We start from the raw sequence: 15,310 nt of genomic DNA, 5'->3' as shown, positions 1-15,310 counted from the left end.
TTTTAATAGTGTGAAAGAGGAATTGAAGGACATGTTATCGGGACTGAAAACGCTTATGACCGGTGTGGCGATGGCCGCAACGGTTATGGTTGCGGCACAGGCGCAGGCACAGGGTGCGGCGGTGAAAACCGAAGTGACCATTGATGCGTCCAAAGCTACCAATGTCATTCCGCCGGAAATCTATGGCCATTTTGCCGAACATCTGGGCCGCATGATCTATGAAGGTGTTTGGGTTGGCGAAGACAGCCCTATCCCGAATACGCGCGGCATTCGTAATGATGTTACCAAGGCGCTGAAAGACCTTGGGGTGCCGGTCATCCGCTGGCCCGGCGGGTGCTTTGCTGACCGTTATAACTGGAAAGACGGCATTGGCCCGCGCGACCAGCGTCCGGTAACGATCAACACGATCTGGGGCGGCGTCGAAGAGTCCAATCACTTCGGCACGCATGAGTTCTTTGATTTTGCTGACCAGATTGGTGCCAAGACCTATATTGCGGCCAATGTCGGTTCCGGTTCTCCGCGTGAAATGTCGCAATGGCTTGAATATCTGACGGCGGTCGATAACTCGCAATATGCCAAATTGCGCCGTGAGAATGGCCGTGAAAAGCCGTGGGTTGTTGACTATATCGGCATCGGCAATGAGACCTGGGGCTGTGGCGGCGACATGACTCCGGAGCATTCGGCTGATCTGTTCAAGCAGTTTGCGACCTTTGCTGACAACTATAATCCTGATCAGAAGACCCCTGAAACCCGTATGATCAAGGTCATGTCAGGGGCCAATGTCGCCGATTATAACTGGACTGAAGTGTCCATGAAAAACCGCAACCACAATGTCCATGCCTTGTCGCTGCACTATTACACCAGTGCGGGCCTGAACTGGCCGCCGTCACGTCCCTCCATGGGCTTTGACGAAGCCGGTTGGGCCGTGATCCTTAAGGAAGCGCTGCACATGGAAGAACTGGTGCAGAAGCATTCGGCGATCATGGACAAGTACGACCCTGAGAAGAAGGTCGCGCTCTATGTCGATGAATGGGGCACCTGGTATAAGACCGATGACGAGACCCGTCCGGGCTTCCTGTATCAGCAAAATACCCTGCGTGACGCACTGGTGGCGGCGTTGCATTTCAACATCTTCCACAAATATACCGACCGCGTGAAGATGGCCAATCTGGCGCAGACGGTGAATGTGCTTCAGGCTGTTATTCTGACTGACAATGAAAAGATGATCCTGACGCCGACCTATCATGCGTTTGATCTCTATAAGCCTTTCCGTGGCGCGACCCATATTCCGGTAAGCTATGAGGCTCCGAAATATACCCATGGCGACATCACGCTGCCTGCGCTCGATATTTCGGCGGCCAAGGGTGCCGATGGCACCATCTGGCTGGCTCTGGTCAATCTTGATCCGAACCGTCCGCTGGAAGTGAACACCAAGGCGCTGGGCTTTACTGCCAAATCAGCCAACGGTCGTGTTCTGACGGCTGATAAGATCGATGCACACAACACCTTTGAAAACGGTTCGGTTGTGGCGCCTAAGCCTTATGAGGCCAGAGGCGGTAATAGCGGTCTGGTGCTGAAGCTGGCCCCGAAATCGGTGACGGTGGTACAGCTTAAGTAAGCGTATTTTTTGCCAATCCTGAACAGCGCCGGTTCCTTAGGGGGCCGGCGTTTTTTTTTGAGTGCATCTACCGATCAATGTGACCGAGATCACGTTCCGGCTCGATCAGGTCGCGTACCCGTTGTTTGAGGATTTTTACATCGGGAAAGCCGCCGTCCCTTTGGCGTTCCCAGATCAGCTGGTCATTGACGTGGATTTCGAACCGCCCGCCGGTTGACGGGATGAGGGCCACTTCGTCCAGGTCCTGACCGAAGGTGGACAGGAGTTCCTGCGCCATCCAGCCTGACCGCAAAAGCCAGTTGCATTGGGTGCAGTACAGAATCGAGATGCGCGGGGTCATGTTTGTCCTTTCAGAGAGCGGCGGTGCAGACTATATAACAGGCCTGTTTGCTGATTAAGAGAGAAGCCCTATGACTTCGCAAGCCCCTGATGCCGATACGACGGCCCGCATTCTCAAAACCGGTGCCGAGGTGCTGCGGATCGAAGCGGATGCACTCCGGCTCATGGCCGATACGCTGGGGGATAAGTTCGTAGCGGCGGTCGATCTGATCTATCAGACCCGTGGGCGGGTTATATTGTCCGGAATGGGTAAATCCGGCCATATTGCGCGCAAAATTGCCGCAACTCTGGCCTCAACGGGGACACCCGCCTATTTTGTCCATCCGGCAGAGGCCAGTCATGGCGATTTAGGGATGATTACGCCGGACGATACCTGTCTGGTCTTGTCCAATTCTGGCGAGACGGCAGAGCTGTCGGACATAGTGGCGCATACACGTCGTTTTTCCATTCCGCTGATCGGCGTCGCCGGTCGCCCGCAAAGTACGCTGCTGAAAACCGCCGATGTGGCGCTTGTGCTGCCCGATGCGCCGGAAGCCTGCGCCATTGGCATGGCACCGACGACCTCAACGACGGCGACGCTGGCGCTGGGGGATGCGCTGGCCGTGGCCGTCATGGAGCGCCGTGATTTCAGCAAGGAACAGTTTCGTGTGTTCCACCCCGGCGGCAAGCTGGGGGCGCAGCTTCTGAAAGTGGCTGCATTGATGCATGGCGCAGAGGCTTTGCCGCTGGTCAGTGAAGCCGCGCCGATGAGCGATGTCATCCTGACCATAACCTCAAAAGCCTTTGGTGTGGCCGGTCTGGTGGATGCAGAGGGGCAACTGATCGGGGTCATTACCGATGGCGATCTGCGGCGTAATCTGGAGGGGCTTTTGGAAAAGACCGCCGGTGAAGTGGCCTCACGCCATCCGCGCACCGTCGCCCCTGAGATGCTGGCCGTCGAAGCGCTGGGCCTGATGAACGACAAGAAGATCACCACGGTGTTTGTGGTTGATGCCGACAAAAAGCCGGTAGGCCTGTTGCATATACATGATTGCCTCAGAGCGGGTCTGGTATAAAGCCTTTGATTTGAAGGCTATCTCAACGGGGATGCGTTTTACCAAGGTCTGGCCCGAAACTTGCTGTGACAGTCTGAAGAGGGAGGGCATATGCTGGTTCTGTGGCGTTCCCGGACTAACACGCATATTTTGAGAGAAACCATATGTCGCAAAGGCTGAGGATTGCCATTGGTATTGCTACGGCGGGCCGCAGAAACCTTTTGTCTGACACCGTAAGATATATGGCCCGTCAAACTCGTCTGCCGGATGAGTTCCTTATCTGCCCCGCCAGACCTGAAGATGTTGATTCACAGACCCTTAGCGCCTGTGTGCCCAATCTGCGCATTGTCAACGGCCCTGTAGGCTCGTCACATCAACGCAACGCTATCATGGACGTTACCCAGGCGGATGTGGTGGTCTTCTTTGATGACGATTTTTTGCCTGCGGCAGATTTTCTGGAGGCGGTGGAGCGGTTGTTCAGCCTGCGCCACGATGTGGTTGTCGCTACGGGCGATGTGCTGGCTGACGGCATTAGCGGACCTGGACTCGATTTTGAACAAGGGCGGCAGTTGCTTGAGGGCTTTGGCGCGAACAACGGGGATGAGGTGTGGCCGGTATTCAACGGTTATGGCTGCAATATGGCCGTTCGTATGGGGCCTGTACGTGAAAACAGACTTGTTTTTGATGAAATGCTGCCGCTTTATGCATGGTTGGAAGACGTTGATTTTTCAAGACAAATGGCTTATCATGGTGAGGTGGTCAAGGCGACCCAAATGAGGGGGGTCCATTTGGGCAATAAGGCATCCGGCCGTAGTCCCGGTAAGCGTCTGGGCTACTCGCAGATCGCCAATCGTATATATATTAAGCGCAAGGGTAGTATTTCCTGGTGGCAGATGTGGTACGGGAACTTCAGAAATCTGTTCGCAAATACGCTGAAAAGTATTGCACCTGAACCATGGGTAGACCGAAGGGGGCGGCTAACGGGTAATATAATGGCCTTAATAGACTGGGGTTCAGGTCAACTGAATACTAAAAAAATACTTGAAATGTAATGCTGCCGGGAAGCGCCGAATGAAATTCTCACTTATAATGTCTACTCTGGGGAGGAAAAAAGAAGTTTTTGATTTCATTGATAGTCTGAAGACGCAAGACTATCCCAGCTTTGAGCTGATAATAGTAGATCAGAACGCAGATAATGATATTTTGAAATTTATAGACTCGTCTGCAGTCAGCTATAGTCTGAAATATCTGCACTGTCCTGAGATGCGTGGCTTAAGCCGTGGCAGAAATGCAGGCATCAATCAGGCGGATGGGGATATACTGTGTTTTCCGGATGATGATTGCATCTATCCGGATGACCTGCTTCAGAAAGTTTTCCTGAAAATAAAAGAGGAGAATGCGGATATATTATGCGGACGTGCCGTTGATAAGGCGCTGCGATCTATAAATGGCCGGTATGAGACTGTTGCTCAGGCCGTTAGTCGTCATAACGTATTTACCACGCAGATTGAATGGGTGACTTTTTTTAAAAAAGAAGTGTTTGAGTCAGGCCTGAGGTATGATGAAGCTATTGGCATCGGTGCCAGTACAATATGGCAGGCTAATGAAGGCCAGGACATAGTATTGAGGGCTCTGAAAAACGGTTTCACAGCCTATTATGATCCCAATATTTACGCCCACCACGAAGAACTGAACATCTACAGGCCGGATGAAAAAATGCTTCAGAAGGCGCGTGGATATGCACGTGGCATGGGCTATGTGATGGGAATACATAATTTTCCCATAGGGTTTGCTATGAACTATGTCTTAAGGGCCTTAGGTGGGGTGCTGATTTTTACTATGAAATTAAATTTGCCCAGAGCGAAATATTACTATCATGTATTAATGGGAAGAATTGAAGGCTATAGACACGGGATTTCTGCTGTGCGTTCCGGCAGGATATAAGACGTGTCAGCCAAGGTTTACGGGTGACCGTGAATTTTTCGTGCCTGCAGAAAATCACTTCACACCATGCAGGATGCGCTTTATTGAATCCCGATGCGCACCATCATTATTATTCCCGCCCGTTACGCCTCAAGCCGATATCCCGGTAAGCCGCTGGTTATGTTGAAAGACAAGACCGGCGTATCGAAATCGCTCATTCAGCGGTCGTGGGAGGCTGCCAAGGGTGTGGCCGGTGTCGATGAGGTTTATGTCGCCACCGATGATGACCGCATCAAAGACGCCGCCGAAGCGTTTGGGGCCAAGGTGGTGATGACATCTGAATCCTGTCGCAATGGCACTGAGCGCGTGGCTGAGGCCATCACCAAGCTTGAGCCGGCGGATATCTATGTCAATCTTCAGGGCGATGCGCCCTTGACGCCGGTATGGTTCGTTGAGGCTTTGATCAATGAGATGAAAGCCGATCCGTCCGTAGGGATGGCGACGCCGGTGCTGCGTTGTGATGCCCAGACCCATGCCCATTTTGTTGAAGACCGTCAGGCTGGTCGTGTCGGCGGCACCACGGCGGTGTTCGATAAGAACCGTAACGGGCTTTATTTCTCGAAAGAGGTTATCCCCTATACCGGTAAGACCTTTGAAGACGGTGATGCGATCCCCGTTTTCCATCATGTCGGGGTCTATGCCTATCGTAAAGCGGCGCTTGATGCCTATATGGGATGGGAACCGGGGCCGCTTGAGAGCTTTGAAGGTCTTGAGCAACTGCGTTTCCTTGAAAATGGCGCCCCTATTCGTTGTGTTGAAGTCGATGGCCGTGGCCATGTCTTCTGGGAACTGAACAATCCGGTCGATGTCGCCCGTATCGAAAGTGTGATCTGATGAATGCTCTGCACGTTAAAACCAAGGTGTTTAACATCGGTGATATTGCCATTGGGGGCGATGAGCCGTTTGTGCTGATTGCCGGGCCATGTCAGATTGAAAGCCGTGACCACGCGCTGTTTATGGCCGAGAAGATCGCCATGGCCTGTGAACCGACCGGCACAAAGTTCATCTATAAGTCGTCTTATGATAAGGCGAACCGGTCTTCGATCGGCACGGCGCGCGGTATAGGCATGGAGGAGGGCTTAGGTATCCTTCAGGCCGTGAAAGATGCCTTTGGCGTGCCGGTGCTGACGGATGTGCATGAATCTTCGCATTGTGAGCAGGTCAAGGATGTCGTTGATGTCATCCAGATTCCGGCCTTCCTCTGCCGTCAGACCGATCTTCTGCTGGCGGCGGGTAATACGGGTCGTGCCATCAACGTTAAGAAGGGCCAGTTCCTGGCCCCCTGGGATATGGCCAATGTCGCCAAGAAGATTGCTTCGACAGGCAATGAGCGGATCATCCTGTGTGATCGTGGCACGAGCTTTGGCTACAATACGCTGGTCAGTGATTTCCGTGGTCTGCCGATCATGGCCCAGACCGGTTATCCGGTGATGTTTGACGCCACCCACTCGGTACAGCAACCAGGCGGGCAGGGTACGACCAGCGGTGGCCAGCGTGAGTTTGCGCCGGTACTGGCGCGGGCGGCTCTGGCGGTCGGGGTGTCAGCGGTATTTATCGAAACCCATGAAGACCCTGATAATGCGCCGTCTGATGGGCCGAACATGATCCCTATTCAGAACATGTCTGATCTGATCGGAACGCTGCGCAAATTCGATGACTTGGCTAAGGGTAAGGTGGGCTAACCGATTTAGCTTTCGGCGGCGATCGCCTCTGGTATAATCAGGCCGGAATTTAAGTTAAGCCCCTCATGTCGTTGCGGTATGTCTTTCTGGAAAAATCTTGCGCAAATAGCCGCGCGTTCATTTGATTCTGCGGAGAATCCGGCCTGCCCCAAGGGGCCGCCGGGACGCGATCCGGCGTTTGCCACAGCGGTGACGGCGCTCGGGGCGAAGCTGGCCATGGCCGATGGTCTGGCGGAAGAGGCCGAGCAGCAGGCGTTTCTTGAGGTCTTTCAGCCGGAAAACGGGGCCTATGACAATGTGCTGAGGCTTTATGATCTGGCGCGGCAGACAAGCCTTGGGTTTGAGTCCTATGCCCGACGACTGGCGCGGCGGTATGCGGAGTGCCCGCAGGTGCTTGAGGACGTGCTGGAGGGCCTGTTTCACATAGCGGTGTCCGATGGCGGCCTGAGTGATGCCGAGGAGACCTATCTGGAAACTGTGGCGGAACTGTTTGAACTGCCGAAAGCGACCTATCGTCGCATCCGGGCGGGTTATGCCGCGCCGGATGCCGAGGACCCTTACCATATTCTGGGGCTGGCGCCCGATGCGGAGGAGAAGGACATCCGTCTGGCGCGTAATAAGCAGCTGAATGATTTTCACCCTGATCGTGTGGCGGCAAGGGGTTTGCCAAGGGAGTATGAGGCCATCTATACTCAGAAGGCGGCTTTGATTAATCGCGCCTATGAGCAGATACGCCGTGAACGGATGGCCTGAGCGGTTCTGTCAAAAACCCCGGCAATCATAAAAAAGTTACCTCTCCTGAGGCGCAGGTGGTTGACGTGCGCCTTATTCGTGCCAATCTGGTATGGTGAACATGACGTATCAGTGAGCCCGGATCAGTGAACCCTGCAACGGCTGAACGCATGTGTTGAGGTAATGACCATGAGTGAGTACAAATCGTTTTTCGGCCGGTTTCAGCGTGAGCCGCATCCGTGGGCGCACGTCAGACGGGAGAATAATATGGCCAGACTAAAACACATCGTGCTGATGACCGGCATCGGATTCTTATCGCTGGCGGCAGTGGCCGTTACAGTGATCTTCGCCGGTATTGTGGCAATTGTCGGCCTTGTCGGGGCGGCGCTTATGGCGCTGACGGCGCTTATTACGCGCAAGCCGGTCAAGGTCTTCATCCGCCGTCCGCAGGCCAAAAAAGACGACGGCGTGCTTGAGGCGCGTAAAAACGGCTCGACGTGGGAAGTCTATTGATTCTACCCTCCCTGTTGCGTCTTTGACAGTTTCGAAGCCCCTGCTATGAAGCGGGGGCTTTTTATTTTTACGGATACTCTTGTGGCCTTCATTTCCCGTCCATCGCCGAATTTCAATGAACGCAAAGGCCCGCCGGATATGGTGGTGTTGCACTACACCGGCATGGAGACGGCTGAGGCGGCACTGGCGCGTTTGTGCGATGCAGCGGCGCAGGTGTCGGCCCATTATGTCGTTGATGAGGACGGGACTATCTATAGTCTTGTGCCTGAAGAACGGCGTGCCTGGCATGCAGGCGTGTCGCACTGGAAAGGCGAGCGCGATATCAATGGCGTGGCGATAGGCATTGAGATCGTCAATCCAGGACATGAATTTGGTTATCGTGCCTTTCCGGATGTTCAGATTGATGCGGTGATCGGGTTGCTCGATGGCATTCGTGAGCGCTGGGATATTCCCGATTATCGTATCCTCGGCCATTCCGATGTCGCGCCTGAGCGCAAGCAGGACCCCGGTGAAAGATTCCCGTGGGACAGGCTGGTGGCGCAGGGACACGGTATCTGGGTCGAGCCTGACTTGCCGCCCGAGGGGGTGATGGGGCCGCCGCTTGATGTAGGCGATGTCGGGCCGGGGGTGTTTGCCCTTCAGGCGGCCTTGGGGAAACTGGGCTATGACATATTGCCCGGCGGGCCATATGATGCGCAAACCAAGGCCATAGTGACCGCTTTTCAGCGTCACTGGGTGCAAAGCCGGATTGACGGATGTGCGGATGCCCTGACGCGGGTGCGGCTTATGGCCCTGTTGCGCATGGTCACACTTATGTTAGAGGCTGGGTGAGAATTAATCGCAAATAAGGAATGCCTGTGACCAGCACTAATAGATCCGATGTTGTTTTGCTTATTATCGCGGGCCTTTGGGGCTTTGCGGGGGTGATGCTTTTGGCAGCCGGTGCCCATGCCGACAGCCGGTTGACGACGGCGGGTATGTTCCTGCTGTTTCATGCGGCGGCGGCGATTGGGCTTATTGGTACGGCGATACTGGGGCCGCGTTTCAAGCTGAATACGCTTTTGCTTTTGCTGGTCGGCAGTGGCGTATTTGCTGCTGATCTGGTGTCACGGGCGACGCGCGGCGAGGGGCTTTTGCCTAATCTCGCCCCGACGGGGGGCACCCTGACCATGCTTGGCTGGTTAGGCGTGGCGATCGGTGCGGCGCTCAGGCTCAAAACCAGAGCTTGATTTTTATTCCGCAAACCCGCACAGAAACCCTGGATCAGATGGTCGGGCGGTCGCGGGCAGGTTTTCCTGTCTGAGGAAAGTCCGGGCTTCACGGTAATACGGTGGCGGGTAATGCCCGCCGGGGGCGACCCCAGAGATAGCGCCACAGAGAGCAGACCGCCCTGTTTACAGGGTAAGGGTGAAAGGGTGCGGTAAGAGCGCACCGCGTTTCCGGTAACGGAAATGGCACGGCAAGCCTCACCGGAAGCAAGACCAAATAGGAACGGCGCGTCAGGGTTCACCCTGACAGGGCATTACCGCCCCAGACCGTTCGGGTAGGTCGCGTGAGCCGTCCAGCAATGAACGGCCAAGAGGAATGATCGCCAAGGGGAGCAATCCCTGAACAGAACCCGGCTTACAGACCATCTGATCCATTCTTATTCCGCCAGATTTTGACCTGACACCGGTGCGGTGATGATCTGTTCGCCAAAACCGGCAATAAGCGGCATGGCCTTGGTGATGGTCGCGGTTACGGCGGGCAGTTTGAGGGACGCGGCATGGCTGTCTTTGTTGTCCCACACCTCAGTGACCCATATCTTGCGGTCGTCGTTGACGTCTTTGGCGATTATGTAGCTAAGGCATCCGGGCATATTGCGGATACCCTCAGACATGAGGTCGATAAGGGCGTCGCGTTGCCCTGCGTGCGCATGAAAACTGCCGATTAATCCGTACATTCTGGTTTTCCTCCTGAAGCCTTTATCGGGACATTGGCGGTCAGAAATTGTCAACAGTCTTAAGTTCCCGTTCAGCCTTTGGGGGTAAGTGTGAGGATAACTATGATTTGTTCTTCTTTTGTTTCAATTATTTGATCCGCTTGCCCTTTTTCTATTAAAATTGGGTAAAAGAGTCATTCAGAGTCATTGCATCCCAATTTTTCCCATGTTAATTCTGACGCCATCCATATGAAGCGCGTCGGGGTGGCTGGCGCATGAGGAAAAGGGAGCGGGCAAACTTGGCCTGAAGGTTCAGAGGTGTTTCTCTCAACCCACGAGAAGCAGCTTGATGCCAAGCGGAGACTGTTAGTCCCGCAGGAGTTCCGTGCGGCCGCCCAACAGCCCTTTTCAGATATTGAAGCCTTTTCAGGTGTTTACTGTTTTGCTTTGAAAAGTCTGGCCTGCCTCGAATGTGGCGGGCCTCAGTTTTTTGACCGCTACAGGCGTCTGATTGAGGCGGAGCCCTTTGCCTCGCCCAAGCGTCGTCTGCTTGAGCAGCACATCTATGGCGGCATGGTGCGGTTGAATTTTGATCCGGCGGGTCGCATTACCCTGCCCGAATCGGTTTGTGACGCCTATGGCATTCGTGACGGGGTGGTGTTGCTGGGCTTAAGTGACCGGTTCCAGATCTGGTCGCCTGAAGCCTATGCTGCGGATGTGGCGATCAAAGAGGCCGAAAACGCGGCCTTGTTTGCCGAATTGGGGATTTAGGAGCATGAGTGCATCCCCGCACATTTCCGTCCTGCTGCCTGAGGTGTTAACCGCGTTTGGTAACCTTAACGGGCAATTGATTGTCGATGGCACCTTCGGGGCCGGTGGCTATACGCGCGCTCTGCTTGAGGGTGGGGCGGAGGTTATTTCCTTTGATCGTGATGCGCGGGTTCTGCCGTTTGTTGAGGCGGTGCGGGCGGATTTCCCTGAGCGGTTCCGTTTCGTAGGTCGCCCGTTTTCCGAAATGCGTGAGGGGCTGGCCGATCTTGGGGTGGCGCAGGTCGATGGCATTGCGCTTGATATCGGTGTGTCGTCCATGCAGCTGGATGAGGCCGATCGCGGCTTCTCGTTCATGCGTGACGGGCCGCTGGATATGCGCATGTCGGTGGAGGGCCTGAGCGCCGCTGATATCGTCAATGACTGGGATGAAGCTGATATTGCCCATGTCATCTGGCTCTATGGCGAGGAGCATCGCTCACGCGCCATTGCCGCGGCTATTGTGCGTCGTCGTCAGGAAGCGCCGTTTGAGCGCACGCTTGATCTGGCGGCGGTGGTTGAAAAGGCCGTCGGGGGGCGGCGCGGTGACAAAACGCATCCGGCCACAAAGACGTTTCAAGGCCTGCGTATCGCCGTCAATGATGAACTGGGCGAGCTTGAGCAGGTGCTGGATTCGTCGGAGCATCTGCTGAAGCCTGAGGGTGTGCTGGCGGTGGTGACCTTCCATTCGCTTGAGGACCGTCTGGTCAAGAGTTTCTTTGCTGAGCGCGGCGGCAAGCTGCCTTCGGGGTCGCGTTATGCGCCGCAGATTGAGGCCGGGCCGCCGCCAACCTATGCACCCTTTAAGGCCGTCGGGCCGTCTGAGGCCGAAACCGCTGCCAATCCGCGCGCCCGTTCGGCGCGTCTCAGGGCCGGTAAGCGCACTGAAAATCCGGTGTTTGTAAAGCCTGAAGCCAACAGCCGCAGAAAGGGTGCCCGATGAGAGGTGTCTCTGGTCTGTTCAACCGTCGTGTGCGCGGGATCCGTCTGGTGGAACTGGTCGGTGTGGTGCTGGCCGTTGGCATGATGATGTGGGTGGGCTTTTCCAAGGTGCGCGAAGGGGAATCCGTGCGCCGCCTGAACACGCTCAATGCGCAGATTGCCGTTGAAGAAGCTGCCATCAAGGAGCTTCAGGTAAGGGTGGCGCATCTTGAGCGTCCGGCGCGTATCGAGGCGCTGGCGACCCAGCATCTGGGGATGACGCCGGTCAAGCCTGAGCGTGAGGCGCGTCTGGAAAATCTGCCGGAAATTTCAAAAGCCCTGTCGGCACCCGATAAGGCGGTTAAACCGGTGGCCCCTTCTCAGGCGACGGCACAGGCATCTGCTGATCCGGTCGCTACAGCGCCTGCGCCGTCTCTTATTACCATCACCGAGGCCAACCCATGAAGCCAGGCCCAAAGCATTTCGGTCAAAGAAATTTTGGCCATTCGTTCATCGATTCCACCCAGTCGGGCTTTCAGTGGGTGGCTGATCGCATGTGGAAGGTCGAGCACGCCTTTGAGCGCGTAAACGCCGCCTCTCAGGAACGCATGTCCAATGTGCGTATGCGCATCTTCTTTATTCTGGTGTCTCTGAGCGTGATGTATCTGGTGCTGGCCGGATTTGCCATGAAGTCGGCTCTGGCCGGAACGGGGGCCACCGGGGGTTTGCCGGTCATGGCCAATACGCGGGCCGACCTGGTGGATCGCAACGGCTATATGCTGGCGACCGATGTCTTCAACTATGACCTGTTTGTTGATCCGACCGAAATGACCGGTGAGGATCGGCCGCTGGTCAGACGCGCCCTGATCACCCTGTTGCCTGATATGCCGCGTGAGGCGCTTGATAAGGCGATGAACAGCAAGGGGCCGACGATTGTCATGGGGATGCTCAAGGCCTCTGATCGGGCCGTCCTGCTTAGTCATGGTCTGCCGGGCGTCAGTTTTGAACCGGCCAAGGTGCGCGGCTATCCGCTGGGGGTGACCGGCAGCTTCTATGTCGGGGGTACTGAGCGCGGCGGCGGCGGGGTAGCGGGCATTGAACGGTCGCTGAACACGCAGATCATCGATGCGGGCAAGCGCGGTCAGAAAATTGAACTGGCTATGGATATGCGGGTGCAGGGCGCGCTTGAGAACGAGCTGCGGGCGGCGGCTGTTGAGCAGCAGGCGCTTGGGGCGGTGGGGCTGGTGACCAATATCCAGACCGGTGAGATCATCGCCATGGCCAACTGGCCGGAATATGATCCTAATCAGGCCGGTCAGTACAGCAACGAACAGAAATTCAACCGTGCCGCTGCCGCGCGTTATGAGGTCGGCTCTATTTTTAAGGTCATCTCGATCGCCATCGGCCTTGAGGCCGGTACGGCGACGCTTGGGACCGTTTATGATGCCCGCAGCCCCTATGCCATCGGGCGTCGCCGCATCTCCGACTTTCATGCCAAGAACAAGATCATGACCCTTGAGGACGTTTTTGTGCACTCCTCGAATATCGGGACGACTCTGGTGGCCAAGGATGTCGGTGTCGAGACCATGACACGCTATTATGAAACGCTCGGGCTTTTCCGTGCGGCAGATGTTGAACTTTATGAGTCCGCCACGCCGATCATTCCGAAAAAGTGGTCGGAAGGCACACTTGCCTCGACGTCATTCGGCCATGGCATGTCCATATCGCCATTGTCCTATGCGCAGGCGGTAGGCGCGGTGCTGAATGGCGGTTATCTGCGGCCCCTGACCCTGCTTAAGCGCGATCCGACCGTGCCGTTAAAAGGCGAGCGGGTGTTCTCGGCGTCCACGACGCGGCATATGCTTGATCTGATGCGGGTTAATGTCCTGAAAGGCTCAGGCTCACGCGCCAATGCGCCGGGGTTGCGGGTCGGTGGTAAGACGGGCTCTGCGGAAAAGCCAGCCAGAGGTGGCTATGACCGTCGCAGCCTGATTTCGTCCTTTGCGGCGGTGTTCCCGTCTGACGGCCCGATCGATCAGGAGCGCTATCTGGTGCTGATCATGATCGATACGCCGCAGGGCACCAAGGAAACGCACGGTCTGCGTACCGGCGGCTGGGTGGCTGCGCCGGTGGCCGGACGGGTGATTGACCGGATTGCGCCTTTTGTGGGTGTGGCGCGGGGAGACGACAAGTTCTCGCTGGCGGACTGGGACAAGGCCAGAGTCATTCTGGATGAAGAACAAAGCGGCACAGCGGTTGCCGATAGCGGGCAATAGGCGGGAAGTACATGACGGCACTACGCTTATCTGATGTTCTGAGGCGCGATCTGGATTACGATCCGGAAGTCACCAGTGTGACCGCGGACAGCCGTAAGGTGACCGACGGCACTTTGTTTTGTGCCTTGCCCGGTTCGGCGCAGGATGGCCGCGCCTATATCCCGCAGGCCCTGTCGCAAGGCGCGGCGGCGGTTCTGGCCCCCGAGAATACTGAAGGAGACAGGTCGCGTATCGTTACGGTGCATGATGTGCGCAGGGCCTATGCGCTGGCGGCGCGAAGCTTCTATGGGGCGCAACCCAAGACCTGTGTCGCCATTACCGGCACCAACGGCAAGACCAGTGTGGCGACCTTTTGCCGCCAGATATATGCGCATCTGGGGCATAAAAGCGCCAGTGTCGGCACGCTTGGGGTTGTTACCCAATCGGGACTGACGGAAACCGCCCTGACCGCGCCCGGCCTGACGACACCGGATGCCGGTGATCTGGCCGAGCGTCTGGCGGGGCTGGCCAGCGAGGGGGTAACCCATCTGGCGGTTGAGGCGTCTTCGCATGGCATAGACCAGCGGCGGCTGGATGGTGTGTCACTGGTGGCGGCGGGTTTTACCAATCTGACGCAGGATCATCTCGATTATCATCAGACTATGGAAGCTTACCGGCAGGCTAAGCTGCGCCTGTTTGAGCAACTTCTGCCGCGTGGGCGCACGGCGGTGCTGAATGCCGATGCCGAAGGTTTTAATGCCTTTGCGGCGTCGTCCATATTGTCGGGTCTCAATGTCGCCAGCGTCGGTGAGCGCGGTCAGTTCCTGACCCTGACGGAGCGTCGTTTGACGGCCGATGGCCAGATTCTGACGCTCGCGTTTCAGGGGCGGTCGTTTGAAGTGAAGCTGCCGCTGGCCGGTCTGTTTCAGGCCTCGAACGTACTGGTGGCGGTGGGACTATGTCTGGCGACCGGCGAAAAGGTCGATGAGGTGGTTGGCGCGCTGGAGCACCTTAAGGGCGCGCGCGGGCGTCTTGAACGGGTGGGGGCGAACCGTCATGGGGCAGAGGTCTATGTCGATTATGCCCATACGCCGGATGGTCTGGAGACGGTGCTGAAGGCGCTGCGTCCGCACACCAAAGGGCGGCTGGTGTGCGTGTTTGGCTGTGGCGGTGACCGTGACCGTGGCAAGCGTCCGCAGATGGGGGCTATTGCCGAAAAGTGGGCGGATCGCGTCTTTGTGACTGACGATAATCCGCGCTCGGAGGAACCGGCGCAGATACGTATGGAAATCCTTAAAGGGTTAGCGGGGACACAGTCGTCAAACCTTATGGAAATAGGCGACCGGCGTCAGGCGATCTTTGAGGCGGTTAACGGTTTGCAGGCCGGAGACGTGCTGGTGGTCGCCGGAAAAGGCCATGAGCAGGGGCAGATAATCGGTACGCAGGTCTTGCCTTTTGATGATGTCAGTGTAGTGGTCGAGGCCCTCGGAAACCCGTAACGGATC

The 15,310-nt window shown here is 56.3% G+C and carries 17 protein-coding genes and 1 other RNA gene; 16 read left to right on the top strand and 2 right to left on the bottom strand.

Features of this window, described 5'->3' with window-relative positions:
- Positions 1-31: 31 nt before the first annotated feature.
- A complete protein-coding gene (locus tag E5201_RS10315; protein ID WP_246050565.1) occupies positions 32-1,618 on the top strand; it encodes an alpha-N-arabinofuranosidase in 1,587 nt (528 codons plus the stop codon).
- Between the two features lie 67 nt (positions 1,619-1,685).
- Here the strand turns inward: E5201_RS10315 and E5201_RS10310 are convergent, their stop codons facing one another.
- Positions 1,686-1,958, bottom strand: a complete 273-nt coding sequence (locus tag E5201_RS10310; protein ID WP_140985932.1) for an Rdx family protein — start codon at positions 1,956-1,958, stop codon at positions 1,686-1,688.
- A 70-nt stretch (positions 1,959-2,028) separates the two neighbouring features.
- Here E5201_RS10310 and E5201_RS10305 point away from each other — a divergent pair, with 70 nt between their 5' ends.
- The 10 genes from E5201_RS10305 (at position 2,029) to rnpB (ending at position 9,543) form a co-directional block, all read left to right on the top strand.
- Positions 2,029-3,012 (top strand): KpsF/GutQ family sugar-phosphate isomerase, encoded by a 984-nt coding sequence (locus E5201_RS10305; RefSeq protein WP_140985931.1) that lies wholly within the window; start codon positions 2,029-2,031, stop codon positions 3,010-3,012.
- 143 nt (positions 3,013-3,155) lie between these two features.
- Positions 3,156-4,043 carry a glycosyltransferase family 2 protein gene (locus tag E5201_RS10300; RefSeq protein WP_140985930.1) on the top strand — a complete coding sequence of 296 codons (888 nt, stop codon included), beginning with the start codon at positions 3,156-3,158 and terminating at the stop codon, positions 4,041-4,043.
- Between the two features lie 19 nt (positions 4,044-4,062).
- Complete coding sequence (locus tag E5201_RS10295; protein WP_140985929.1) at positions 4,063-4,935, top strand: glycosyltransferase family 2 protein; 873 nt, start codon at positions 4,063-4,065, stop codon at positions 4,933-4,935.
- A 93-nt stretch (positions 4,936-5,028) separates the two neighbouring features.
- Entirely contained in the window at positions 5,029-5,808 is a 780-nt protein-coding gene (kdsB, locus tag E5201_RS10290) for a 3-deoxy-manno-octulosonate cytidylyltransferase (protein ID WP_140985928.1), read from the top strand.
- On the top strand, positions 5,808-6,656 hold the full coding sequence (gene kdsA, locus E5201_RS10285) for a 3-deoxy-8-phosphooctulonate synthase (protein WP_140985927.1): 849 nt from the start codon (positions 5,808-5,810) through the stop codon (positions 6,654-6,656). The genes kdsB and kdsA overlap by 1 nt, the downstream gene beginning before the upstream one ends.
- Positions 6,657-6,734: 78 nt before the next feature.
- On the top strand, positions 6,735-7,409 hold the full coding sequence (locus tag E5201_RS10280; RefSeq protein WP_140985926.1) for a TerB family tellurite resistance protein: 675 nt from the start codon (positions 6,735-6,737) through the stop codon (positions 7,407-7,409).
- 168 nt (positions 7,410-7,577) lie between these two features.
- Positions 7,578-7,901: a hypothetical protein gene (locus E5201_RS10275; protein ID WP_140985925.1), complete on the top strand. Its 324-nt coding sequence runs from the start codon at positions 7,578-7,580 to the stop codon at positions 7,899-7,901.
- A gap of 45 nt (positions 7,902-7,946) precedes the next feature.
- On the top strand, positions 7,947-8,732 hold the full coding sequence (locus E5201_RS10270; RefSeq protein ID WP_140985924.1) for a peptidoglycan recognition protein family protein: 786 nt from the start codon (positions 7,947-7,949) through the stop codon (positions 8,730-8,732).
- A gap of 26 nt (positions 8,733-8,758) precedes the next feature.
- The gene (locus tag E5201_RS10265) at positions 8,759-9,130 is read left to right on the top strand and encodes a DUF423 domain-containing protein (protein ID WP_219993589.1); all 372 of its coding nucleotides are present in this window, start codon (positions 8,759-8,761) and stop codon (positions 9,128-9,130) included.
- Between the two features lie 34 nt (positions 9,131-9,164).
- An RNA gene (rnpB, locus tag E5201_RS10260) (RNase P RNA component class A) lies at positions 9,165-9,543 on the top strand.
- A gap of 3 nt (positions 9,544-9,546) precedes the next feature.
- Here the strand turns inward: rnpB and E5201_RS10255 are convergent.
- Positions 9,547-9,843 carry a putative quinol monooxygenase gene (locus tag E5201_RS10255; protein ID WP_140985922.1) on the bottom strand — a complete coding sequence of 99 codons (297 nt, stop codon included), beginning with the start codon at positions 9,841-9,843 and terminating at the stop codon, positions 9,547-9,549.
- A 297-nt stretch (positions 9,844-10,140) separates the two neighbouring features.
- Here E5201_RS10255 and E5201_RS10250 point away from each other — a divergent pair, with 297 nt between their 5' ends.
- The 5 genes from E5201_RS10250 to E5201_RS10230 are packed head-to-tail and all read left to right on the top strand — an operon-like array spanning position 10,141 to position 15,304.
- Entirely contained in the window at positions 10,141-10,593 is a 453-nt protein-coding gene (locus E5201_RS10250) for a division/cell wall cluster transcriptional repressor MraZ (protein ID WP_140985921.1), read from the top strand.
- 4 nt (positions 10,594-10,597) lie between these two features.
- A complete protein-coding gene (gene rsmH / locus E5201_RS10245) occupies positions 10,598-11,572 on the top strand; it encodes a 16S rRNA (cytosine(1402)-N(4))-methyltransferase RsmH (protein WP_140985920.1) in 975 nt (324 codons plus the stop codon).
- Positions 11,569-12,015, top strand: a complete 447-nt coding sequence (gene ftsL / locus E5201_RS10240; RefSeq protein ID WP_140985919.1) for a cell division protein FtsL — start codon at positions 11,569-11,571, stop codon at positions 12,013-12,015. Before rsmH ends, ftsL begins: the two co-directional genes overlap by 4 nt.
- Complete coding sequence (locus E5201_RS10235) at positions 12,012-13,826, top strand: peptidoglycan D,D-transpeptidase FtsI family protein (protein ID WP_140985918.1); 1,815 nt, start codon at positions 12,012-12,014, stop codon at positions 13,824-13,826. The genes ftsL and E5201_RS10235 overlap by 4 nt, the downstream gene beginning before the upstream one ends.
- Before the next feature lie 11 nt (positions 13,827-13,837).
- Positions 13,838-15,304 (top strand): UDP-N-acetylmuramoyl-L-alanyl-D-glutamate--2,6-diaminopimelate ligase, encoded by a 1,467-nt coding sequence (locus tag E5201_RS10230; RefSeq protein WP_140985917.1) that lies wholly within the window; start codon positions 13,838-13,840, stop codon positions 15,302-15,304.
- The last annotated feature ends 6 nt before the right edge of the window (positions 15,305-15,310 follow it).

The organism is Asticcacaulis tiandongensis (assembly GCF_006475605.1).
Lineage (GTDB): Bacteria > Pseudomonadota > Alphaproteobacteria > Caulobacterales > Caulobacteraceae > Asticcacaulis > Asticcacaulis tiandongensis.
This window is presented reverse-complemented; position numbering and strand designations above follow the sequence as displayed.